The 25166-nt window shown below is 37.5% G+C and carries 22 protein-coding genes; 3 read left to right on the forward strand and 19 right to left on the reverse strand.

Annotated elements, in window-relative coordinates; genetic code table 11:
• Positions 1 to 11: 11 nt before the first annotated feature.
• From CLOS_RS14670 to CLOS_RS14690, 5 genes are all read right to left on the reverse strand, one after another.
• Complete coding sequence (locus CLOS_RS14670) at positions 12 to 1913, reverse strand: methyl-accepting chemotaxis protein (RefSeq protein WP_012160627.1); 1902 nt, start codon at positions 1911 to 1913, stop codon at positions 12 to 14.
• Between the two features lie 237 nt (positions 1914 to 2150).
• A complete protein-coding gene (locus tag CLOS_RS14675) occupies positions 2151 to 3275 on the reverse strand; it encodes a response regulator (protein ID WP_041719442.1) in 1125 nt (374 codons plus the stop codon).
• A complete protein-coding gene (locus CLOS_RS14680) occupies positions 3253 to 6360 on the reverse strand; it encodes an ATP-binding protein (RefSeq protein WP_012160629.1) in 3108 nt (1035 codons plus the stop codon). The genes CLOS_RS14675 and CLOS_RS14680 overlap by 23 nt, the downstream gene beginning before the upstream one ends.
• Positions 6361 to 6619: 259 nt before the next feature.
• Positions 6620 to 8155, reverse strand: a complete 1536-nt coding sequence (locus CLOS_RS14685; RefSeq protein ID WP_012160630.1) for a peptidoglycan DD-metalloendopeptidase family protein — start codon at positions 8153 to 8155, stop codon at positions 6620 to 6622.
• A gap of 220 nt (positions 8156 to 8375) precedes the next feature.
• A complete protein-coding gene (locus CLOS_RS14690) occupies positions 8376 to 9878 on the reverse strand; it encodes a M1 family metallopeptidase (protein WP_012160631.1) in 1503 nt (500 codons plus the stop codon).
• Between the two features lie 170 nt (positions 9879 to 10048).
• Here CLOS_RS14690 and CLOS_RS14695 point away from each other — a divergent pair, with 170 nt between their 5' ends.
• Together CLOS_RS14695 and CLOS_RS14700 are read left to right on the forward strand one after the other, a co-directional pair.
• Entirely contained in the window at positions 10049 to 11140 is a 1092-nt protein-coding gene (locus CLOS_RS14695; RefSeq protein ID WP_041719445.1) for a DnaD domain protein, read from the forward strand.
• Positions 11141 to 11152: 12 nt separating this feature from the next.
• The gene (locus CLOS_RS14700) at positions 11153 to 12133 is read left to right on the forward strand and encodes an ATP-binding protein (RefSeq protein ID WP_012160633.1); all 981 of its coding nucleotides are present in this window, start codon (positions 11153 to 11155) and stop codon (positions 12131 to 12133) included.
• Between the two features lie 167 nt (positions 12134 to 12300).
• Here the strand turns inward: CLOS_RS14700 and CLOS_RS14705 are convergent, their stop codons facing one another.
• The 10 genes from CLOS_RS14705 to CLOS_RS14750 all read right to left on the reverse strand — a co-directional run bounded on the left by CLOS_RS14705 (position 12301) and on the right by CLOS_RS14750 (position 21134).
• Positions 12301 to 12903, reverse strand: coding sequence for a GNAT family N-acetyltransferase (locus CLOS_RS14705; protein ID WP_012160634.1), 603 nt, complete (start codon positions 12901 to 12903; stop codon positions 12301 to 12303).
• A gap of 18 nt (positions 12904 to 12921) precedes the next feature.
• Positions 12922 to 14265: a replicative DNA helicase gene (gene dnaB / locus CLOS_RS14710; RefSeq protein WP_012160635.1), complete on the reverse strand. Its 1344-nt coding sequence runs from the start codon at positions 14263 to 14265 to the stop codon at positions 12922 to 12924.
• 88 nt (positions 14266 to 14353) lie between these two features.
• On the reverse strand, positions 14354 to 14800 hold the full coding sequence (gene rplI, locus CLOS_RS14715) for a 50S ribosomal protein L9 (protein WP_012160636.1): 447 nt from the start codon (positions 14798 to 14800) through the stop codon (positions 14354 to 14356).
• Entirely contained in the window at positions 14797 to 16809 is a 2013-nt protein-coding gene (locus CLOS_RS14720; protein WP_012160637.1) for a DHH family phosphoesterase, read from the reverse strand. Before CLOS_RS14720 ends, rplI begins: the two co-directional genes overlap by 4 nt.
• Positions 16810 to 16834: 25 nt before the next feature.
• Positions 16835 to 17767, reverse strand: a complete 933-nt coding sequence (locus CLOS_RS14725; protein ID WP_012160638.1) for a YybS family protein — start codon at positions 17765 to 17767, stop codon at positions 16835 to 16837.
• A gap of 46 nt (positions 17768 to 17813) precedes the next feature.
• Entirely contained in the window at positions 17814 to 18143 is a 330-nt protein-coding gene (locus tag CLOS_RS14730) for a MazG-like family protein (protein ID WP_012160639.1), read from the reverse strand.
• Positions 18144 to 18434: 291 nt separating this feature from the next.
• Positions 18435 to 18701 carry a pro-sigmaK processing inhibitor BofA family protein gene (locus CLOS_RS14735; protein ID WP_012160640.1) on the reverse strand — a complete coding sequence of 89 codons (267 nt, stop codon included), beginning with the start codon at positions 18699 to 18701 and terminating at the stop codon, positions 18435 to 18437.
• 89 nt (positions 18702 to 18790) lie between these two features.
• Complete coding sequence (locus CLOS_RS14740; protein ID WP_012160641.1) at positions 18791 to 19093, reverse strand: YaaL family protein; 303 nt, start codon at positions 19091 to 19093, stop codon at positions 18791 to 18793.
• A 133-nt stretch (positions 19094 to 19226) separates the two neighbouring features.
• The gene (locus CLOS_RS14745) at positions 19227 to 20555 is read right to left on the reverse strand and encodes a PhoH family protein (RefSeq protein WP_012160642.1); all 1329 of its coding nucleotides are present in this window, start codon (positions 20553 to 20555) and stop codon (positions 19227 to 19229) included.
• 165 nt (positions 20556 to 20720) lie between these two features.
• Positions 20721 to 21134, reverse strand: a complete 414-nt coding sequence (locus CLOS_RS14750) for a bacteriohemerythrin (protein WP_012160643.1) — start codon at positions 21132 to 21134, stop codon at positions 20721 to 20723.
• Between the two features lie 241 nt (positions 21135 to 21375).
• Here CLOS_RS14750 and rbr point away from each other — a divergent pair, with 241 nt between their 5' ends.
• On the forward strand, positions 21376 to 21966 hold the full coding sequence (gene rbr, locus CLOS_RS14755) for a rubrerythrin (protein ID WP_012160644.1): 591 nt from the start codon (positions 21376 to 21378) through the stop codon (positions 21964 to 21966).
• A 90-nt stretch (positions 21967 to 22056) separates the two neighbouring features.
• On the opposite strand, the gene CLOS_RS14760 is transcribed toward rbr, so the two are convergent.
• From CLOS_RS14760 to CLOS_RS14775, 4 genes are all read right to left on the reverse strand, one after another.
• The gene (locus tag CLOS_RS14760) at positions 22057 to 22278 is read right to left on the reverse strand and encodes a hypothetical protein (RefSeq protein WP_041719449.1); all 222 of its coding nucleotides are present in this window, start codon (positions 22276 to 22278) and stop codon (positions 22057 to 22059) included.
• Between the two features lie 43 nt (positions 22279 to 22321).
• Positions 22322 to 23101, reverse strand: coding sequence for a J domain-containing protein (locus tag CLOS_RS14765; RefSeq protein WP_012160645.1), 780 nt, complete (start codon positions 23099 to 23101; stop codon positions 22322 to 22324).
• Between the two features lie 427 nt (positions 23102 to 23528).
• Entirely contained in the window at positions 23529 to 24341 is an 813-nt protein-coding gene (locus CLOS_RS14770; protein WP_198006299.1) for a helix-turn-helix domain-containing protein, read from the reverse strand.
• A 35-nt stretch (positions 24342 to 24376) separates the two neighbouring features.
• Entirely contained in the window at positions 24377 to 25162 is a 786-nt protein-coding gene (locus CLOS_RS14775) for an alpha/beta hydrolase (RefSeq protein WP_012160647.1), read from the reverse strand.
• Between the last annotated feature and the right edge of the window lie 4 nt (positions 25163 to 25166).

Consider the following 25166-nt stretch of genomic DNA (forward strand, 5'->3'; position numbering starts at 1 on the left):
TGCAGATAATTTTATTCAGGTAGGCATTCTCCGTTGTTTCTATGGAATACCTCCAACTTATTCTTCAATTCTTCCGACACTGTTCTTAATTCCTTGCTGACATCTTCTAGCTTTAAAGTACTATGGTCTTGTTCTTCTACTTTTGCAGTAACTTCCTCTGTGTTTGCATGGTTTTCCTGTGCAATAGCGCTTAAATGCTCTACTACTACTGCAATTTCATCCTTTCTTAGATTGAGGATATGGCTATTTTCATTGAGTGCTTCTATGACATTTTTGGTCTTTTCTATTTCGTCTCTTATATCCTGGAACTTTTCTCCGGTCTCTTGTACACTCTCTGTTTGGTGTTCTATTTCTTCTCGAACCTTTTCCATTACATCTACAGCTTCCTCAGAACCTAATAGCAGGTCCTTTATCAGTGCCTCTATTTCTAGCACAAATAGACTGGATTCCTCTGATAATTTTCTAATCTCATCTGCAACCACTGCAAATCCTCTACCGTATTCCCCTACTCGAGCGGCTTCTATACTGGCGTTCAAGGCCAATAGATTTGTTTGACTGGATATTCCTTTTATTTTTGCGCTGGCCTCTTTTATTTGACCTGCATTCAAATAGGATTGATCGATGACACCCTTTACCTGTTGAATACCATCGTTACTCTTTTGCGTATGCTCTATCAGCGCTTCTATAATCTCATTTCCCTCTTCCTTATGCTTATCGATATCCTCAATTCTTAAATTCAACATCTCCAATTTTCTTCGCTCCTCATCAATTGTTTCTTTCAATAGATTCAGTTCGTCCAACCCCTTGGCGGTTTCATATGCCTGTCTTTCACTGCCACGTGCAATCTCCTCTACAGCAACTACAATTTCTTTACTTCCCATACCATAGATACTGCTCAACTGCTGTAAAATTTCCCCCGTCATTAAGAGCTCTTCACTGTTCTCACCCAAAGTTTTCATAATATCCCTCATATTCTTAGAGGATTCAATTAAAACCTGGTTCGTTTCAAATATTTCGTCCCTAAAGGCAACCTTAAGCTCTTTTAAGTTTTCAAAGTTTCCTTCCCCAAATTCCTGTGCATTCTCTCTGACTACCTTCATTTTATCGCCCACTAATCTTTTGATTAAATAAACAAATATTCCCAGGGCAATGATTACACCAAGGAGTGGCACCATTAGCTTCTTTAGCACTTCCGTTCTGGCCTCTGCCACGATGGCATATTCGTCTAATAAACTCACCACATAAAGGCTTTCCCATTTTTCAATTCTCCCATAATACGCTTTTCCATCCAATACAAACTGCTTTTCTCCGATCAACTTGCCATTAAGCCCCTGCTCTTTTATCTTTTCTTCACTTTCCAAAGAATAATTCAATATATCTTCATAGATCAATGCTTCTCCATCTTTCATCTTAAAATCATAGCGCTCCCTATAATTTGGATCAGAATGTAATTTTATTTCGCCACTATTGTTAAATGCTACAAAAAACCCTTCATTGCCAATATGAAGTCCTTCTATATAGTTTTGTGCCGATAGCATGTGATTCAGTTCCTGATCATAGGACTGGGTATCCTTCTTGGCACGGGTGGCAGAAGCTACGGCATCAATGCCTTTAGGCTCCGTATTGCTGATAGAAGTGACCGTACCCGTTTCTACATGTTCTATCTCTTTTGATTTTTCAAGATAGGGCTGTATATAGGTATTTACACGACTGGCAGAGGTTAGGGCATCCATTGCCACTTTATTGATATTTTGTAGATTCTTTCGCTCCGTACGGATGGCTACATTGATATATCCATCTAAAGTGATATAGGCCAGAATCCATACAAACATCAAAAATATCATGGAAATAACCAATACTATTTTTGCACTGAGACTTATATACTTTACATTCGTGTTCAATTTCTTTTGCATTTCTTCAAACCCTTCCTTTCCAGCATCTATTCCTAGAACTTTCTCAAAGCTTTTAGTAATATGTTCTCTTTAGGAGAATCCTATTAAATTATATAGAAGGGTTCTGAACAAATTCTGAACAAATGCTGAACAAGGCAGTTTAATTTTTACTACAGATGTATTGTTTTATATCCACAAAAAAACACTAAAATTACACACTTTTCATTGCATAACTTTAGTGTTTCCCTACTCCGTTGTTTAGATATCCATGGGCAGATCCCCCATATATTTTTTATATAGATCTACGGTTTTTTTCATTGGTCTCAGTTTCATTTCTATCCAAAGGTTTTTAATGTAATGGTTGAAGAAAGTTTCCAGGGATAATCGCTTATTCTGTTTGCCATAGTAGTGAATCATCATTTGAGCCACATTCTCATTAAAAGAATCCATGGCATAGAGCTTATCCAAGCAGGCCTTTACGTTAATCGTTACGAGGCCCTTCCCAAGCTTCTCCGTTACAAATTTCTCTAGGATATTAAAAACCCTTTCACGATAGGTCTGCTGGAGCTCTATGGCCCAGCAGTACCCTTCCTCTTCTAAAAAATCCCCTTTGTAAATCCTCAATATGTTTTCGATATCCCTATCTCCATATCTTCTGGACTCCGATATTCGATTAAGTTCTTGGACATCGGAGTGAATCGGTACATCCAGCTGGTAGCTGTCATTAAAATATATAATTGCGTTTGGATACCCTAATCTTTCCAGACTTTTTCTAAGCTGATAAATCGTTGTATGCAGAAGGGTCGTTGCTTTATCCACCTCTCTATTGGGAAAAATATCCTCTATGATCAACATTTTAGGAACCGCCATCTCCTTTTTACTCAACAAATAGGCGAATAGCTCCTTAGACTTCTGCGTACGCCACGTGATGGGATTGTTGCTGTGATCCAGTACCTCAAAGCTAGCAAATTCCTTCACCGTCAAGCTATTGTGCAATAAATTGGCTCCATGGCTTTCCTCTAAATTCTTTCTCAACCTTTGGATGGCTTTACTCAGGCGATTTTCTTGAATTGGCTTTAATAAATAATCGATTGCATTGATTTCAAAAGCATCTACAGCGTATTGAGAATACGCTGTAATAAATACGATTTCTAAAGAGCCTACTTCCTTTATAAAAACATTGGCCAGCTCCAATCCATTGATTCCCCCACCCATCTCAATATCTAAAAATACGGCATCGGGCTGTACAATTTTAACTTCCTTTAAAGCCTCTAAGGGATCTGTATAGCTACCAACAATCTCTATATCTTCATAGAAAGCAACCTTATGTTTCAATACCTCCAATGCAATAGGTTCATCGTCAACTAAAATAGCCCTCACCATGCATCACCTCCGGAATCGTAATCTCTACTTTTGTACCTGCGCCAGGCTTGCTATCCAATACCAATGTTGCACCCTTTAATCTCTTTATTTTTTCCATTACATTGCTCAGCCCAATCCTTTGACTATTTCCACCCAGCAGTTCCTTCTGCTTCTCCAATGTCATACCGATTCCATTATCTTCAATCCCTATGCGGATAAAGCCTTTTTCTTCTCTCTTTGCAGTAATTCGGATGGTCACCGTATCGTTTTTGGCTGAAATACTATGGTGCACAGAATTTTCTACGATGGGTTGTAATGTCAGAGGTGGAATCATGGCCTTTAGATCTTCCTCCAAATCAAATTCTAAGATCAATCTTTCGTCAAATCGCATCTTCTCTATTTGAAGATATGCAGTGATCAGCTCCAACTCCGATTTTAAGCTGATGAGTCCATTTTTTCTATGGACATCTAGCTTACCTCTAAAATAGATGGATAGGTTATTTAAAGCATCTCGTACCTTTTCTGAGTCCATATAGCTGAGGCCAATAATCGTATTGATGGTGTTGTAGAGAAAGTGTGGCGATATCTGCGAAAAAAAATATTGAAATTCTTTTTCTAAATCTTCTTCAACAGATTTTTTCATTAGCAGCAAGGACTGAATCCTGGACTTCAGCTCCTCAGAATCCATGGGCTTTCTCTGAAAATCATTGGCACCATAATCAAATGCATTCATTAGATCCGCCGCTCTTCCCGATGCAGTTAAAATTAAAATAGGAAGTTCCCCCATGGAATACTTCTGACGAATGATACTACAGACCCGATCTCCCGACATATCTGGCAGCATTAAATCTAATATGATCAAATCGACCTTTTCCCTCTCCAAGATCTCCAAGGTCTCTTTTCCACTGTCTGCCACCATTCCATTGAACCCTAGCTGCCTTACAATATCCAGCAGGATTCTTTGGTTCAGAAATTCATCATCTACAATTAAGATCATTGGCTTTCCTAGATTGTTTTTCTTTTCCTGCAGCAGCTTCGGTGGGGAATCTGCAAATCGTTCTGCTTGTACCCTCGCTTCTTCAGCGGCAGCAATTTCACTTTGGTTTTCTACCGCATCATCATCAATTGGTAACGTAAACCTGAAGCAAGAGCCTTTTCCATAGACGGATTCTACCTCGATTGTCCCACCCTGACTCTCCACCAAATGCTTTACAATGGATAACCCCAATCCCAGCCCCTGTTCCGCCTGTCCTTCTCCATTTCTTTGGTAGAAGATTTCAAAGACTTCCTTTAAGGATTCTTTCTCTATACCAATGCCAGTATCCGACACTGTAATTTCAATTTGTTCAGCAGCTGCAGATGCAGAAACGACGATTTCACCATCCTTGGTGTATTTGATGGCATTGTGAACCAGGTTGTAAATAATCTGACGAAACTTATCCGAGTCTGCTCTCATTGCTGGAAATGTGCTTGGAATCTTATTTTTCAATAGAATGGAACTATTTTCTGGGATTAGAATTTTCATTTCCTTTAAAATATCTTCTACGATCTTATAGGGTTCCACGGACTGCAACCGCAACCTGATTTCACCTTTTTTTATTTGAGAAGCATCTAATAAATCCTCTACTAAACGGGTCAAGCGTTGACCTTCTCGATGAATAAAAAATAACTCCTCTTGTTGCCTGGCATTCAATGTCCCCTTTTTTCCCTCCAGCAAGTTTTTTGCTAGATTCAATATCACGTGTAGAGGTGTTCTTAATTCATGAGATGCCTTTGCTAAAAACTCATCTTTTAGTCGATCGTACCGAATCTGCTTTTCTGAAAGAGCAATGACATTTTGGTAATCCAACTGAAGACGGTGGCTCATTAGCGAGGCGATGCTCAGCATCAGTAGTAAAATCAACAGAACGGCGATGTTTCCCAAGTCGACCTCAAATATGATCTTCAATACCATGATGAACCAATAGGAACACATTGTAGTTATAATGGTCAATATATATTCTGAAGAATCTGATTTATTATATATTTCCTTTAATAAAATATAAAAAATATGACTGTATCTTACCATTAAAACACCTAAAAAAATAACATGTAAAAATCTCTTATAAATAAATATAGGGTCATTGGGATTATAACGTAAAATTGCTAAAGCAATAAAAATTATAATAGGAATCTGATGTATCAACTTATTCCTACTGGTATTTTTAAAGAAATAATGGGTAAATTTCGTAAGACAAGCCGTTACCATGATCATGGATGTAACTTGAATTGCAATTCTAGTTTCATAATTATAGTTGTATACCAGATCCAAAACCTGCTCGTTCATAATCGATAAATACATTGCCATAAAGAAACTCATTCCACTGAAATATGCTAAATACGGCTCTTTTTTCCGCTGGGAGTATATAATAAGAAAATGTACACACAAAGTTAAGCAAACTGCAATCATTAATACATCCAATGCACGATCCTTATTGTTGACCTTCATAATGGATTCAAACGTTCCAAATTCAATAGATTTAATGATTCCCCCTACTTTGTAATCATAGTTTGAAACATGAAGGATTAGTTCAATTTCTCTATTTAAGCTATTTCCTGCCCCTACTCTGTATTTGCTATCTCTCTCAAAGTCCTCTCTGTTGATAGAGGAGTTTCCCATGCGAATCGTCGCCTGCCCATTTAAATAAACACGGCTGGCCATCCGTATGGTTCTCGTCTTGATGGCATATACTCTGTCCTCCGGAACCTTGATAACCAGTCGATAGGTCCCTGCACCATCAGCAGATCCGTCTTCATTGAGATAGGTATTCCATGGACCGGGAATCTGTACATATTTTTTAATCTGCTCATATTCTCTAAGATCCTTATTCTGTATTCCACTGGGCTCAAGGAAAACCCCCGGGTAAAATTCCCATTCTCCATCTAATTTAATATTTTTTTTCAGTCCCCACTCCTGAAGGTCCATTCTTCCTTTCTCCGCCTTGGAAGAATCTTCTTCTTTCCAAAGGTTAATCTTTATCAGATAGAGACCTACGATGAAAATGATGAACAATGAAATTATGATAGATATCCTATACTTTGTTTCTAGTTTTTTACGTTCCGACACATAATCACCTTTCTCTATCCATATTAAAAAACATCCTAGTTTATACCGCTAAATCATTATTACCCTGAACTACATTTTACTATCAACGATTTTGCTCAAAATCAAATCCATTCTCTCCTTTGGGAGTCTTACACCCTACGGAATAGAAAACTCCCTTTAAATTTCATACACCCAAGATAGAAAAAAGCCACTATTCCCAATGATTCTTTGAATCCTTTCGAGATAGTAGCTTTTTTATAGAACTATTTAAAATGTCTGTTTAATATCTTACAAAACTTTGTGGGTTCACAGGGGTACCGTTCTTTCTTACCTCAAAGTGAAGATGAACGCCCGTGCTGTTTCCTGTATTTCCCATTTCAGCAATCTTTTGTCCTTTATAGACACGCTCCCCTTTATTTATCACGATTTTACTATTATGGGCATAATATGTTTGGTATCCATTTTCATGGTCGATAATCACTAGGTTTCCATAGCTTCCCTGTCTACCTGCAAAGGATACTCTTCCTGCATCTGCTGCCGTAACTGTAGTGCCCTTAGAGGAGGCAATATCAATTCCTGTATGTCTTCTTCCCCATCTCATGCCAAAAGGTGATGTCAATCTGCCCCTTGTTGGGTTTGTAAATACACCGGTTGCCATTGTAGCAGGTCTTTCCTTCGTTCCTTGGGCGATAACTCTTGTTTTAGGTTGGGAGATTATTTTTTCTTCCAAGACTTCCATATTAAGCTCTACACCATTTTCTTTCACAAGATATGCCTTTACTTCACGCTGTCCGTTTTCACCCTGAACGGTTATTTTCTTATCTCCTTCATATAAAGAAGGTGTTTTTTCATATTCTGTTTCAAAAGGAATTGCCTCTACAAGTTCTACATATTCCTTCGTTCTTACAGATACCAGAGGCTTTGGTACGATTAAACTAAGCTTTTGACCAATTTGTATCTTTTGTGGATTTAAGCCGGGATTTGCTTTTTCTATATCTGACATTTTTAAACCGTATTTTTGGGCGATGGTCCAAGGATTCTCGCCTTTCATAACCTCATGAATCTTTTCTTCATCTGTGCCTATTGCAATTTTTTGTAACGCCTCTTCAACAGTTATAATATCGCTCAGCTCTGCACCAACTTCAACGATCTCTACTTTCTCAGCAAATTCAATAGCATCGTATTCCGTTTCTCCCTTCTCTAAAAAAGGAGCTTTTACATCGGCTAGTATACCTTCTGCCGTTTTACTATCCTTCACAATAGCAACTGTTTCTCCGTTCACTACAATCGCAGCTGCCTTTAGCTGAATATCTATTTGAGATTTAATGTTTTTTATGATCTCATCCAACTCTGTAATCTGAGCTTTCTTCACCTCTGACTGGACAAAGATTGGCTCTTTATTTAAAACCACATCTTGACCAAAGTCTTCTGCTGCTTCACTTTTTACTTGCTCTAGAGCTTGTATGAAGTCCTCTTCTTCCCGAACGATAGCAATTACATTATTATCTACGGTTATGGTATAGGCTTCCACTGAGCTATTCACCTGAAAATATATACCGGATACTAAAGAAAGGGATAGGGCAGCTCCAACAGCTTTATATCGAAAGTTTTTGTTGTTCTTAAACTCATTAATGTAAGCTTTAAAGTCTATATTTTTATTGTGCAATTTTTTATAGGATGATTTGTTCTGTGCCTTTTTTACTTGACCCTTTAATGAAGTCTGATCTATTTTATTTACCTTGCTAGAAATTGCTTTCATCTCTAACACAATCTTGTCGTAAATTTTACTTAACTTATTGATTATGTTATTTTCCATATGTAAATCTCCTCTCAGAGTGTCTGTTTATATCAACACTTCTTGATTTAATTTTCTTTGGATACTCTAAAATTTCTGTAATCATTTTGTAACAATCCTTCTCCATTATAGCACAAAAAAATTAATTTCAATACCCAAAATTGTATTTTTTTAAACATATATTATAAGATTTTTTTGGCCATAATTCTAGTTTATACTAATTATGAGATATTATTCTATATTATTTGTTTAGCCACTCAGAGAAGAGATCCTTTAAATCTGACGTTGAGTTTTTTTGTACAACATTATAAAAATCCTCTGTGGTGGCATTTTTAAATTGGAAGGCCTCATAATATTCTCTCATGGCCTTGATAAAACTTTCATCTCCCATCTGCTGCCTCAGCTCCTCCAGAAACATAGCACCCTTACTATAAACGATGCTGCTATATTCCAAAGCGTCTTCAAATTCCTTCAGACTTCTTAAAATATGATCCTCTTTTCCCTTTCGAGCTTTCCCAAGCGCTTCATACTGTTTTTTGATCATTTTATCGTACACTTCATCTTTTACTGTATCTCCGTATTTTTCCTCGAAATATAGAAGTGTGGCATATTCCGTTAATGCTTCGTCCAGCCATGGTTCTGTAATTTCATTGTTCCCGACGATACCATACCACCATTGATGGGCGACCTCATGGGCAATTACGTATTCTAAAGGGAAATTTTCCTTTACTTCATAAAGCTCTTGACTAATTAAAACAATATTGGGGTATTCCATTCCCCCTATAAAAAAGTCACTGGCTACGATGGATAATTGTTCATAGGGATATTTTCCAAATAATTGATTAAATATAGCCAAAGAGTCCATGCCATATTTCAATGCCTCTTCTTTTTTCTGTCCACCAATGGTATAGGATAGAACCTCTATATCCTCTACCAAACCTTTACTTACGGTAAAATTCTCGCTCAATACAATGGCAAAATCCCTTACATTATTGGCATTAATTTTGTAAGTCTTACTTTTATTGCCATCGGATACCTTAATAATATTCCCAGTAGTCGCTAATTTATATTCTTCTGGAATCGTAAAATTCACACTATATTCTGCGGTTTTACTGTAGAATGGGTCGCCAATGGCGTAGTAAGGCTCCAAATTCCATCCATTTTTATCGAATACCGATAGAATTGGATACCAATTTGCAATGTTGACTGTGTTCTCCCCATATCCCATTCGACCTACGGCGTTCGGTAGCTTTACTTCAAAGTCAATGGTAAGCGCTATCCTTTCACCCGGTTTGATCGGTTCCTTCGGTGTGACCCTTAAATTTGTGTCACCTTTTCCCATGATCCGATAGTCCACCTTATTCTTTCCTTCTACCACACTGTGGATCTTAATCCATCCCTTATCAAAGCCGTTGGGGTATGCTCTTACCATATCACCACGCTGAAAAGGTGCTGTTTTACTATCCTTAAAGGCATTGGGATATAAATGGAAATAGATGCTCTCTACTTCATTGTCACTGGTATTTTCATAAGAAGTATGTTGCTGCCCTCTAATGATTCGATCTTCCTTACTGAAAACAGCATTGATCGTATATTCTGCGATCTCCTTGTGCTGTGTAACGGTGTTAAAAACTCGCTGTACCTGGCCTGTATTCCAAATAAAATTCAATACCACTGGAATTAAAAAAACAACCAATACGATCCCCCATAGATAGAGTTTTTTTCTCAGCTTTATTTGATACATCGCCCTTCACCTCCTTCAAAATCGCTGTAAAGCATAGTGCGTATTCATTGCTTCACATTCCCTATTCCTATTAAATTTTATTACTTACTTTTTGTTTTATTCCAAAATTATAAATGTCCCCAGATATGATATAATTAAACTATAAGTTCAATTAAAACGGAGTGATGATGATGAGTTTTATTAAAGGAAATACCTCTATTGACTTGGGAGATACCCCCATTGAAAATATTTTTATAGATGTTTATATGCCCATGACCAACGGTACCTTTGTACAGGTATACTTACTTGGATATAAGTATGCCTTCGATCGAGACCCCAATATGGAGGTCAGCAATCTATCCATTGCAAAACATCTGAATATTCCACTGTCCGATGTTTTGTCCGCATGGGACTTCTGGGAAAGCAAGAAAATCATTGTGAAGCATCCATCGGATGATGGGGATGAAAATAACTATAAGGTTGAATTTGTTAATTTGAAGCAACTTTATATCGATAATAATTATAAGCCAACCTATGCTATTTCTTCTGAGGAAAGCACTGCCTCACAAAAACCATCGACCTACACCTGCTCTCCTGAGGACTTACTGGAAGCAAATAAGGTGCCCGAAATTCGAGCGCTGTTTGTGGAGATTCGAAAAATAATCGCAAGGGAATTACAGCCCAATGAAATGTCTAAAATCATAGAGCTGATTAAACGATATAATGTGGATACCCCTTTAATTGCAGAGGCTTTTCGCTATTCTAAGGAACAGGGGAAGGCAAGACATATTTTAAGCTTTGCGTCCGGTGTGATTCGGAACTGGTACGATCAGGGAATTTTTACAGTGGAGGAGCTCAATGATCATCTTGGAAAGCAAAGTCAGCGGTACGAAATCTACAACAAGGTCTTTAAGTCCTTAGGCTTTGCATCGAGAGGTCCTTCTGAGGCAGAAAAGAAGATTATGGATAGCTGGGTGGATCAGTTCCATTTCACCATTGATGTAATTTTAGCTGCCTGCCAAAACTCCAGCAAAACATCGAACCCTAGTATTAACTACATCCATGCCATATTAAAAAGCTGGTACGAAAGTGGCATCAAAGAAGTCGGTGACATCGAAAGACTGGATAAAATAGAACGAAAATCTACTTCCAGTAAGCCCGTTCAGGCGGCCAATAAGATAAAAACCAAGTTCCATTTAGCTAAAAGCCGAGGGGATAAGTACACCGCAGACGAGCTAGAAGCCCTCATATTAAATAACCAAAAAAATAAACTAAATCGCTAGGAGGTCTTTTGTTTGATTGAACAATTTGTGCAAGAGATTTTAAGAGAATACGAAATAAAACGAAATGCTGCAAGAGCTTCTAGGGAAAAACGGATCCAAGAAGTCTATCATAGGATTCCAAGAATACAGGAAATCGATGGAGAGTTAAATAAGACAGGTATTTCCATTTCAAGAGCCTTAATTAAAGGCGTAGACGACCCAGAAAAAACCGTAGCCTCTTTTAAAGAGTATTTGGACCAGCTAAAAAGAGAACGAGCCATCCTATTGACGGAGAATAATATTCCTATGCAATACTTAGACGAGAACTTTAGCTGTAATGAATGTAGGGATACTGGTTTTACCCAAGGAGGACAAAAGTGCAAATGCTTTAAGCAGCAACTGATAACGAAAGCCTACGATATGTCCAATTTGTCCAATGTACTGAAAAAGGAAAATTTTAAAACCTTCAATTTAAGCTTGTTTTCTGATGAACCCTTTGATGGACAATCCTTAAGCCCGAAACAGAACATGTTGGATATTCTGAATGTGTCCGAGGGCTTCGTATTTAATTTCGAGGAGAACAATGAGGAAAATCTTTTGTTCTATGGAGAAACAGGCCTAGGAAAAACCTTTTTGACCAACTGTATCGCAAAGGCGCTCCTGGATCGGGGTAAAATTGTGATTTACCAGACTTCATTTAAGCTTTTAGAGATATTGGAAGATCTTCGATTCAATAACGATACGAAGGATCGCACAAAATACAATCTATTATTCGAGGCCGATCTTCTAATCATCGATGACCTAGGAACCGAAATGACCAATACCTTTACCAATAGTGAGATTTTTAATATTATTAACAGTCGATTATTATCGAATAAGAAAACCATCGTATCCACCAATCTCTCTCCTAAGGAAATGATGGATCGGTACGACGATCGTATATTTTCTAGACTTTTTTCTAAGTTTACCGTTTTACATTTCTACGGCAAAGATTTACGGTGGGAAACTCGATAGATATATACAAAAAGGATTTCCTCTGTGGATAGTTATCCACAGAGGAAATCCTTTTTGTTTTCTACCTAATTTCCGAATAATCCACATATTTCTGAAAATACTTCAAAATTATACACAAAATACCGAGCTTATGCACAGATGTTCGGTGGATAATGTGTATAACTTAGTTATTTATTCAAGAGTTTCTGGTACTGATTCTTCGTAATCGCCATATTGATGAATTGACATTTTAATACCCTTTTTTCCTTTTTAAAAAAATGTCGATAGGGTACAAAGTAGTCATCCATAAAAATGGGCAGACTTTGATCTTCAAATTCATCCCAAACAATGCCCTTGGATTCAAATCCACACTTTTCATAGCAGCGCTGCGCTCTTTTATTAAAAATAGAGACCTTTAAGTTCAGCGTCTTCATTTTCATCTCTTCAAAATAATATGTCAAAAAAGCTTTGATTCCTTCCGTTCCATAGCCCTGATTCACCTTGCTCGGATCGAAAACAATGCCAAGGTCACTGGTCCTCCGGAAAATTTTCACATTTCTCAAAGCAATATATCCTACCAATTCATCCTCATTATTAAAAACGACAAAGCACCGTCTCGTAAAGGATAATGCTTTGGTCTTATACCAATAATCTCTCTCCATTTGATTCATTTGTGGAAAGTTATAGCAGTAGAATAGGGGGTCCGTATGTCTTCCCCAGTCATGCATCCTATCTACATCACTTCTTTCCAACTTTTTTATATAAATATTCTGCCCTTTTGCAACTATCATACGATCCCCCACCATATACTATGCATCTCTATATTTTTCGTAGTCCAAGAATTTTTGGAACTGACCCAACCAAAATAAGTCTACAGTTCCAGTTTCTCCATGACGATGCTTTGCAATGATTACTTCCCCTACATTTTTTTTATCGCTGTCCGGATGGTAGTACTCATCACGATATAAAAACATAACTAAGTCGGCATCCTGCTCGATGGCTCCAGATTCCCTCAGATCCGATAAGATCGGTCGATGGTCTGCTCTCAGCTCCGGAGCACGAGATAACTGGGATAGAGCGATTACAGGACAATCCAGCTCTTTGGCCATTATCTTCAGGTTCCTAGAAATCGAAGCGATTTCCTGTTGCCTACTCTCACTTCTTCCTTCCCCTTCCATCAATTGCAGGTAGTCAATTAAAACAAGGTCCAATCCCTTTTCCATCTTTAACCGTCTACATTTAGATCGCATCTCCATGACGGAGATCCCCGGTGTATCGTCAAAATAAATTTTCGATTGGGACAGAGGCGCCATGGCCCCTGCAATTTTTGCCCATTCCTCTTCGTTGAGGTTTCCAATCTGTATTTTTCCCAGGTCCACCATTGCTTCAGCAGCCAACATTCTGAGCATTAATTGCTCCTTGGACATCTCTAAACTGAATATGGCAACGGAAGCCCCTGCTTTAATGGCAGCGTTTTGAGCTAGGTTCAGAGAAAATGCAGATTTTCCCATGGCCGGTCTCGCTGCAACCAAGATTAAATCCGTTCGATGAAAGCCGCTTAATTTTTTATCCAAATCCATAAAACCCGTCGTCAACCCTGTGATGCCTTTTTTGTTTTCATAAAGCTCTTCTATCTTATCAAAGGTATCGGATAAAAGCTCTCGAATATGAGTAAAGCCTTCATTGGATCGATCCTGTGAAATATCGTAGATGCTCTTTTGCGCCTGTTCTATGACATCTAAGACCTCCACATCACTACTGTATCCTAGATGAATAATATCCTGTGAAGATTTAATCAGCTTTCGCAACAAGGACTTTCTCTCTACGATTTCTGCATAGTATCGTACATTGGAAGTAATCGGCACACCTGAAGCCAAGCTCGTTAAGTATGGAATGCCACCGATTGCATCTAATTTTTCTCTTTTTTTAAGCTCCTCTGTCAATGTGACCAAGTCCACTGGTTCATTCCGATTAAATAAGTCATACATAGCCTCAAAAATTTCTTTATGAGCTTCCTTATAAAAGTCCGAACCCCTTAAAAATTCTAAAACGATGATGATGGCTTCTCTATCTAATAACATAGACCCTAGAACGGATTGCTCTGCTTCTATGCTGTTCGGTGGCACTTTATTTATTAATTTCAAATCTTCCATTGTAACCCTCCTACATCCTGTGTTCCTTTTAGAATAAAAAAGCAGCTAAGCTGCTTTTTACTTCCTCAACATACAAACGGTCATTGTCCTATGCCTCTTTAATATTGACGGTTAACTTTCCAACAACACCTACGTGTAGCTTAATTTCTACATGTCTTACGCCAAGCTCTCGAATTGGCTCTGGAAGCGTTATTTTTCTTTTATCTATTTTAATATGATGTTGTTTTTCCAATGTTTCTGCTAAATCCTTAGAGGTTACAGAACCAAATAGTCTACCACCATCGCCAGCCTTTGCTATAATTTCGATCGGTGAATTTTCTATTTTCTTTGCAAGCTCCTTTGCCTCTTCTACTTCCTGTTGCTTTTTCAGCTCCTGAGAAGTTTTTTGCTCGTTCAGAGTTTTTACATTTCCTTGAGTTGCCTCAGCTGCTAACTTTTTAGGAAATAGAAAGTTTCTTGCATACCCGTCACTTGCATTGACCACTTCACCTTTTTTACCTAAACCTTTGACATCTTGTAATAAAATTACTTTCATTCTTCTTCACCTTCCTCAAAGTATTCTTCTATTGCTGCTTCTAATGCTTCTTTCGCTTCCTCCATGGAGATCCCTTCGATTTGAGCACCTGCAATGGTCATATGACCACCACCGCCAAGCTTCTCTAAGATTACTTGAACATTGATATCTCCCATTGAGCGTCCGCTTATAAAGACCATTGTATCATCTTTTCTACCTAAAACAAAGGAGGCTGTAATCCCTCTTGCATCTAGAAGCTCATCGGCTGCCTGGGCTGCAATCAGCTGAGAAGCTCTAGAGATATCTTCTACCGTAGAAATGGCGATGGTTTGATATATAATTTCTGCTCTTCTGATAACATCTGCCCTTGTAATGATGGTATTGAATTCATCTTCAAAAAGCTGCTTTACAGAAGTCGTATCAGCTCCTGCACGCCTTAATATGGATGCAGCTTCAAAGGTTCTTACACCTGTTTTAAATGTGAAGTTCTTCGTATCTACAGCGATCCCTGCCAATAACGCATCGGCCTCTATTGGGGGCATGCTTATCTTTTCCTCCATATAGCTGAGCAGTTCCGTTACCAGCTCGGAAGTAGAAGAAGCATAGGTTTCGTGATAATTTAAAACTGCGTTCTCTATAAAGTCTGTACCTTTTCTATGGTGATCGATCAAAACAATTTTATCGGATATCTTTAAAAGCTCTGGACATTCCGTAAAGTTTGGTCGATGGGTATCCACTACTACCAGCAATGAAGTTCTCAAGGTTTTTACCTTAGCCTCATCACAGGATATAATCACACTGTTATATTCTTCTATTTCATAGATGCGGTCTAATAGACCTTCTATGGACGGGTTCGATCCATTTAAAACAATGTAAGCATCCTTCCCTCTATTTTTAGCTGCACGATAAATACCAAGGGCAGATCCAAAGGCATCTAGGTCTGAAATCTTGTGCCCCATGACGATGACATTGGTAGATTGATCGATGAGCTCACGTAGGGCATGGGATACAACCCTTGCCTTTACCTTGGTTCTTTTTTCTACTGCCTTAGCTTTACCACCATAGAAGCTAATTTTATCTCCTTTTTTTACAGCAACCTGATCCCCGCCCCTACCTAGGGCTAAATCCTTGGCACCATTTGCAAAATTCCATGTTTGAAGTGCATTCTCTCCATAGACTCCAATTCCAATGCTCAGTGTGATGGGCATGGTGTTCCCTTGATTGATCTCTCGTATTTCATCAATTATTTCAAACTTCTTCTGCTCTAATTTCTCTAGGTATTCATGCTGGAAAATAACCATGAACTTATCCTTGGAATATTTTCGTATGAACCCATTGATTTTTCCTGCCCACAGATTCAGCCGATGCTCTATTTCTGCACCAACTAGGGGACGCCGCATCTCTTCCGTACTTTGCATTACTTCATCGTAGTTGTCTACCTGGATTAGACCAACCACCATTTGCTCCCTATAGTATTTCTTGGCCAGCTCCTCAAATTTCGTAACATCAATCCAGTATAGCATGATGATATAATTGGAGGTATGGCCCTTTGGAAGCTTTACAATATTATAAACAACCTTAAAATATTTATTGTTGATATTCATTACTTCACTTAACTCATTTTCTGTTTGGAGCAGGTTTCTAAGATCAAAATTTGGAATAATATCCTGTATATCTTTTTCTAACAAGTCCTTCGTATCCAGCACTTCTAAAAATTTTCGGTTATACCAAGTGATTGTACCGTCAAATTCTACGATGGTTAAAGGAATTGGTAGATTTAGCACCGCATACTTTGTAGCAGAGTCGATATCCGAAGACAAGCCTTCAATATATTTCGTCCATTCCTCACGGCGTATATTGCTAATCTTTAAATTATAGTAAATTAAATATGCTAATAAGAATATACCAATTATACCGATTGCTTTGTTGTAGTAGGAGATGATCAGTATGAATATAAATAGCATAATCAGATAAATTCGTGTGTCTGGAACTAGCATCTTAATGAATTTACTGTTCCTAATAGCCTTCATTATTTTGCCTCCCTAAGTTTCATTTCTATTCTCTCCGTTCCAATTTCCTGATATCAACGATGGAGTCTATTAATCCTATAAAAGAAACAGCGGTTAGTAAAGGGCTGATCAGTATGATGATTCCGATTAATAGAACACGGACTACATTATTAATATTCGTTCTTTTAATCAAAAAGCTGATGACCGATATTCCTTGAATAAAAAATAGGGCCATAAATAATATAACAACGGTTGTAATTAGACTGGTATAATAGATTCCTTCGATATACTTCGTTAAATAGCTCAATACAACAATCATAAAAGAGCCCATGATAAAGCTTTGAGGCAGTCGAAATGTACTGAACTGTGGTCTATTAAATTCCAAGGACTTGATTCTACTTAACAGATTGACAGCCAGATAGTAGTTGCCCATGGCAATCAGAAGAGATTGAATCATCAGTATGCCTGGTATCAATAATAATAAGTAGCTTAGGATACTCTCTGTGCTGGGTATATCTGCTTCTAAAGATTTTAACAGATCCACCTGTGTGTTCACAATCTGTTCCGCCATGATAGATATTTCCTTTACAATATCGGCACCGCCAACAAGTGTAATTATTTTAAAAACCATGGCGATGGATAGAATCGTTGCAACGGTTCCTGCTCCTATAACTACGCAGGGCTCTTTCTCCTTTGCAAGATAATAGCTCATGGCAATGGTCATGGGGGCAAATATAACTCCTAAATAAAAAGCATTATTAAAATTCGTTGCCACGCCCATGAGTACTATAAATACGATAAAAGAAAAGATAGAATATTTATGACCATGCCGATAGGACAAAATCATAAACGGCACAGGGATTAATATTAATATCATCGGTAAAATAGATACTTGAAGGGCGCTAATAGCGAATATGGTAGCAACCACAGCTATTAAAAGAGCTTCCATCAATATCTTTCTGTAATTATTGTTCTGCAATTAAAATCACTCCTAGTTCTTGTGTACTGCATGTATTCTAGTATTTTTACTTTCTATTGTCCTTCAAATGCTGGTGCAAGCTTGAAAGATCACCGTACCATTTTTCAAGATGATGCTCCTCTAAAATATGTACCCTCGCTTTGTCTTGAACCTTTTGATCGATTGCATCGTAGTCGACTCCTAGCCTTCTGCCCAATGAGTAGGTTACTAAAATAATATTAGCCAATCCTTCCAGAATCATTTCCTGACTATCTTTAGCGCCCTTATATAAAGCTTCGAAAACTACAGAAATACTATTTAAAAGTTCACATTTAAGAAATTCTACCATCTTGATATTACGACTTATATCAATATTGTTTTTTTGAAAATCAAACATTATATCTCCCCCTACTTTTTTCATTATATACTATTTTTAATATTGAATCATCTCTAAAAATAAAATTTGTTCCCTTAGGCTCACAAACTTTATGGCGCACTCAGTTCTAGATAGGGCTTAGAACTTCAAGTGCTTAAAATAAAATTTGTTCCCTTAGGCTCACAAACTTTATGGCGCACTCAGTTCTAGATGAGGCTTAGAACTTCAAGTGCTTAAAATAAAATTTGTTCGCTCACCCCCCAAAAACAAAAAACTTCAGGATTATGCCCGAAGTATAGAGAATTCAATCTATCATAGTATATATTTAAACAAAAATAGTAGAAGTATGCCAGGAATTCCTAAAACACCTACAACAACGGCACTAAGAGGGTTGATTGCCAGTCCGATCCCCCAAATCCCTCCAATTAAATTTAAAATGAAAAGCATGATTCCTCCAACAATACTATTGAATACCAACCTTACGAACCATTTTAAAGGAATTAAAAGAATCCATCCAAAAATATATAACAAAATTAGACCGAAGGCATAAGCCATTATAATGCTTAATTCTAATCCCATATAATGTTCTCCCCCAATTAAAAAATTCAAGGAATAGTCCGAGGACTACTCCTTATATTATATAGTGGATTCTATAATAATATGATAACCTAATGCATATTCATCCGAATTCCATTTGATTTTGCCTGTTTCAATAAATAGACGTACCGTGCTTTGGTAGCTTCTAGTTTGTAGATGGCATGATCAACTAAATCTGGGTCCGACACGCTATGAAAAAAGTTTTCTGCCGCCTGCCATTCCTCATATGCCTGCCTTACACATTGAGCCAATTCCTCGTCGTTACCCTTCTCCTGGTCACTGGATGGATTCATCCGATTGTACATATTTCCCAGTGCACTCACTAAGCTGGTAAAGCTTTTTTCTTTCTTTTTAACCATCTCTTTTTCTTCCATTATAGATTTCCTCCCCCTGGATTTTAGTACTTCACCTGTTCCCCTTCTTCCTTCAGAGTTATGGCCCTATCCTCGGAGCCTTGATTATCTATAATGTTCTCCAATTTTTTCCCATATTATACAGGACATCCATCTACAAAAGATTTGCTGCTAATTGAGCCAATGCCGAGCGTTCCACTTTTCTAAAGGTAATATGGGCTGCTAAATTTTCATTTTTAAATTTGTTGATGATATATGTCAACCCATTGCACTCACTATCTAAGTACGGATGGTCGATTTGCTCCGTATCTCCCATTAAAACGATTTTACTACCCTCTCCAACTCGAGTGATAATCGTCTTAATTTCATGCTTTGTTAAATTCTGCGCCTCATCAATTATAATAAACTGATTCGGTACGCTTCTTCCTCGAATATAGGTCAGGGCCTCTATTTCGATTCTGTTCATCCCAATTAATGTATCCTCTAATTTAGTAAGGGATTTTGTTCCTAATAAAAGCTCAAGGTTATCGTAAATCGGCTGTACCCAAGGTCTCAGCTTTTCATTTTTATCTCCAGGCAGATAGCCAATGTCTCTACCTACTGGAATAACTGGCTTTGTTATTAATAGTTTTTTATAAATTCTCTCATCATTGGTCTTTTGAAGTCCAGCTGCTAAGGCTAAAAGGGTCTTACCAGTTCCTGCTTTTCCTGTTAAGGTTACCAACTTAATATCATCGTTTAACAATACTTCCATTGCCATTCTCTGCTCTGCATTCCTACCTCTAATGCCCCAATAGGTATTTTCACCGAATACTAAGCTCCGAATCACTCCGGCTTCCTTATCAAATCTTCCAATAGCAGATTTACTGGGTATCTCTTTTGCTCTCAATAAAATAAATTGATTTGGCAAAAGACCTTCCTCTTTAAAATATGTATCCTCTAAGCCACCCTCTTCATAAAACCGATCCACCATATGAGAAGGTACAACACATTCCCTATAGCCCGTATAATTTTCATAGGTATATTCTATTTTATCATGGAGGTAATCTTGACTTTCTATGCCAAGACTATCTGCCTTGATCCGCATGATGGTATCCTTACTTATAAGTACAACCGATTTTTTTATTTCATCCTTCCGCTGCTCCAACTGTAGGTTTAAAGCCACTGCTAAAATACGATTATCATTATTAATTTCATTAAACCATTCTGCTACATGGGCAAAGCTTTTATGGTTTAATTCTATCTGTAATGTACCGCCATTTTCTAATCGCACACCCTTGCTTAAGCTGTTTTGTTGCCTTAAATCATCCAGTTCCCTTGCTACCTCCCTAGCGTTTCTACCAATAATATCTAATAGATTTTTTTTCTTATCGATTTCCTCTATGACGACTGCAGGAATCACAACTGAATTGTCGCCAAAAGCATATAAGCTTCTAGGATCATGTAGCAAAACGCTCGTATCTAAAACAAAGGTTTTTTTCATAAATCCCCCTACTAAAGTAGAGGTCTTCACCGTCCTTTCCAAAGATAAGTCTATCTACTTAGTATTATATGTTTATTAAATAAAAAGGGGATTCATGTATTAAATTTAGCCCACAATCAAATAGGACTTAACAAAAACCTTTGTTAAGTCCCATCTCTATCTTACTTATTTTAATGTTTCCATCAATAGCTCTCTATATTTAAAATCAGTACCCACAATATGACCGGACACCCAATTAATGATAAACTCGATCATATCCATCAATACTTGTTTCTGATTTACATCAATATCCTCTGCTTCTGTTTCGTTCAACTTGTCGATAAATCTTTGATGCTCCATTTTATGTGCTTCAATATCACTGTAGTTTGCCTTTTCTAATTGCTCTTCCTCATATCTAAAGTGATATACAGTATAGTCCTTCAGCTCATGAATTAAACCGACGATAGCATCGTAATGATCTGTGCCATCATCTTTAGATGCTAAATTATAAATTTGTGTACCAATTTCGAATAGGCGTTTATGCTGTTTGTCGATTTCTTCAATTCCCGTTTCAAATCTTTCCTTCCATTTAAAAATCAAAGTAATTCCTCCTTTATATTTTCCTTGGAAATGATCATTGCTACCAAAGTCCCTTACTTTAGTTTTTTATAGATACCCCTTCCAGTTTAAGTACTTACCCAATAATATTAGTTCTAATAATGTTTTTACTACCTTTTAACTTCATTATATATCTATTTCCGATCAATATCTCTCTCCTATTTTGAAAAGCTTTTAATCTATGCTATAATTTTATTTAAAGTGAACAAAAGGAGGAATACATATGAAATTTTTAAAAGGTACACAAACCGCTGTAAATCTGTTAACCGCTTTTGCAGGTGAATCTCAAGCAAGAAATCGTTATACATACTATGCCGCTCAAGCAAAAAAAGAAGGCTACGTTCAAATTTCTAATTTTTTCACAGAAACTGCTGATAATGAAAAAGAACACGCAAAGCGTTTCTATAAATTCTTAAAGGAAGATAATGCGCTGAATGGAGAGTCTCTAGAGATTGCGGCTGCATTCCCAATTGCTTTAGGAGATACTGCATTTAACCTAAAGCATGCTGCTGCAGGAGAAAATGAAGAATGGACAGAAGCATATCCTGAATTTGCTAGAATTGCAGATGAAGAAGGATTTCCAGAAGTAGCCGTTGCTTTCAGAAAAATTGCAGAGGTAGAAAAACATCACGAAGCTCGTTACTTAAAGCTGCTATCGAATATAGAAAATGGTTCTGTATTTAAAAAAGAAGAATCAACTTTCTGGAAATGCAACAACTGCGGCTATATCCATGAAGGAGACCATGCACCAGAGGTATGCCCTGCCTGTGTTCATCCACAAGGTCATTTCGAAATTTTAGCTGAAAACTATTAATGATTGATCGACAAAAATCTCTTTGGCCCTAGCCCAAAGAGATTTTTCATTTTATAGCTTTTAGTTATATTGAATAAGGAGGAACAATCTCTACTTTGCTATATTTGCTATAATGATTCTTATATTGATCATGATGAAGAACCACATAATGATGGATCTCCTTTCCATATTGTGAATATACCGAAGGATGTCCTTGCTCTCCTGCACCTCAGTAGCTTTCTCCTTGTAATACTTATCAAAATCCCGATGGCTAAGATATTGTAGAATTCCAAACATAATCGCTGTAACCAGACTAATTGCACCTATATTCAATTCATCTCACCTCTCCATTTATCAAAATTTATAAATACCTTGCCTACATCCTTCCATACCGCTGTAGATTCTCATCGCTCAAAAACTCATGAGCCGTATTCAGCTCTTGGAACCTTTTCGTTGCATCTGGCAGCTTGCTCAAGTCTGGATGGTATTCCTTCGCCTTTTTACGATAAGCGGTTTTAATCTGCTGGCGGTCTGCATCATAGGGTACCCCTAAAATATCACAGCTTCTTTCAAATTTATTCTTGAAATCCAGGGTTGGATTCATAGAACCTTGACCGTACGCTCCTTGCCCACCGTAGCTTCCATAAGTCCCTTGTCCACTTTGATGATACTGTTGATACCACTGCTGCTTGAATCGTTCCTCCCATTGCCGCTGCTGTTCATAATAACGGCGCTGTTCTTCTCGAATCCTTTCTTCTTCAGCCCTTCGATAAGCCTCCTTATAGCTATGAAAGGTTTTATAAGTATATTTTTCTTCGTCTATCCAGTAGTTGGCGGTGTTTCTTAAAAACTCCGTTATAATGTATTTACGATACTTTAGCTCCGATACGACTCTGCCGCCAAAGATTAAAAATAGAAGCATCAGTGCTATAACAGAAAAACCTATAGAATTGGTCAGTATTCTCAGACCGAGGTTCGCAAACAGCAGGAAGAATAGACAGCCACCCATACTGGCTACAGCCAAACATCCCTTTAGAAACTTTCCAGTGTAAACCACAATATTTTCCGTCAGTTGTATTAGCCCATCGATTACGATGGCAATTAAACCGGATATTCCCATCAATATTTTACCTAAAATCTTCTTTATCATCTTCATCTGAAGTTATCATCCCCTTAATCTATGGCAATTTCCTCATTGGGCTGATTACCATGTTATAATATGGACCTTCCGCTGCCCTAGCCTAAAAGTGAGATTAAAAAAACAAAATCCCCAACCATAATTTTACATCAAATATGGATTTTTTGTAACCCTTTGGCATCACTTTAACAATATTTCTCCCCTATTATTTTTCCAAGCTGTTGGTTTATATGTAAAAATCTCTTTGAACTTTTCCAGCTCAAAGAGATCTTTGTATTTTTTATTAATCATTCATCCACTTATTCAATAGATATAGAGCTCCCCTAAACCCCACAAGCGTCCCCCTTCATATGCCCATATCTGAAAGCTTTTTCAAGCTCTGAATCCTATTGTCTTGTGTCTTATTTACATCCATATATAAATCTTTTCTTTAGAACATTCAGGGCTATAGAGTCTCATAAAACTTCCTTCTGTATGTGCTCGGTAATTGTCCATTGTACTTTTTAAACAATTTTGTAAAATAAGAAACGTTGGTATATCCAACATTTTCCGATACTTCTCTAACGGAAAAATTACTGGTAAGCAATAATTCTGACGCTCGCTTCATTCGGTACGATATGAGATAATTCATTGGCCTTGCGCCAGCATATCTATTGAACAAACGTGAAAATCGATTCTTATCTAAATCGTATCTTTTTGCTAAATCCTTTAAAGTGATCGGCTCCATATAATAAGCGTGGATATAATTCATCGCCTCCTCTACAATCCATCGATCTTCTTCTTTAGCTTGATCATGGTGACTTTTAAAAATTTCATAGAGCAGGTTATAGAATAAGGATTGTACCTTAAGAGAAGAGATGGGATCGGAGATACGCCATGCTTTATTCATCGATTTAAGCATCTCTAAGACCTTTATGTTCCGTCCTATGGTTAGCTCATACGGTATCTCCACAAAATCATCCTCTAAGGCAGTATTTTTCAGACTGTAATGAATCAGATAATATTCCCAGATGGAGTCTCCTACCACTCGTTTGTTTACCTTGATATTGGGCCCTGCATGGATTACTTTTCCCGGATTTAGATGGTAGGGAATATCATTGAATATAAACTTAGCTTCTCCTTTTACTGGAATGATGAAGGCATAAAGTGAAGTTATATATCCGTAATCTGCTTGCCCTGGCTCAATCCTTATTTTGCGGATATCTACTACTGTTGGTGACGCTTTTATAAATATTTCCGCTAATTTATTTGCTTCCATGGTAATGACCCCCATCTCCTTTCCACCTTTACAGCCTAATCCTTAGAAAATAACCACTCAATCGCCTTTGGAAATCGATCTGCAAAAAATTTATAGTTATGGCTAGCACCATGGTCGATCTCCAGCCTTATATTTTCATTGCCAATCCCTTTCTCTAAAAATGCATCATAGATCGCTTTTGTATTAGAAACCATAAATATTTGTCGGCTATCTTTTCCATGGCCCTCAAGGCTTCCCACATCCATGTAGATCTTTTTTGACCTTATATTTGAAATTTCTCTTCTTACGATATATTCTAAAAAATCTTCGTACCAAAACGAAGCTGAAATACAACCAATCCTACCAAAGACTTCTGGATATACACAAGCAGCGTACATGGAGATCAGTCCTCCCAAGGAAGCGCCCATAATACCTGTACCCTCCACGCTGGGATCTGTATTAAAGCTTGCATCTATAAAAGGTTTTAGCTCTTCTACAATAAATCGAATATAGACATCTCCCTTACCACCAAAATCCTTAAATCGCTTTGATAAGGCTGTTGCATACCAAGGAGAATATTCGTCTAACCGCTGTTTTGGCTCAATACCGATCAATATTACCTCTTTTAATTTATTTTTTTCAAAATTTCCTTCTAGTACTGAGAGTACACGATTTTTTTCTGGCAGAAAAAAATCTCCGCCATCCTGTAGATAGACAACAGGAAATTTTTCTAAACCGCCGTCATATGACGGTGGCATATATCCGTATATTTTTCTCTCGCCGAATTCTTCCATCCATATATGACCTTTGATGTCTTCATACTGATATATTTGTCTCGCCAACCCA

The organism is Alkaliphilus oremlandii OhILAs (assembly GCF_000018325.1).
GTDB classification, from domain to species: domain Bacteria; phylum Bacillota; class Clostridia; order Peptostreptococcales; family Natronincolaceae; genus Alkaliphilus_B; species Alkaliphilus_B oremlandii.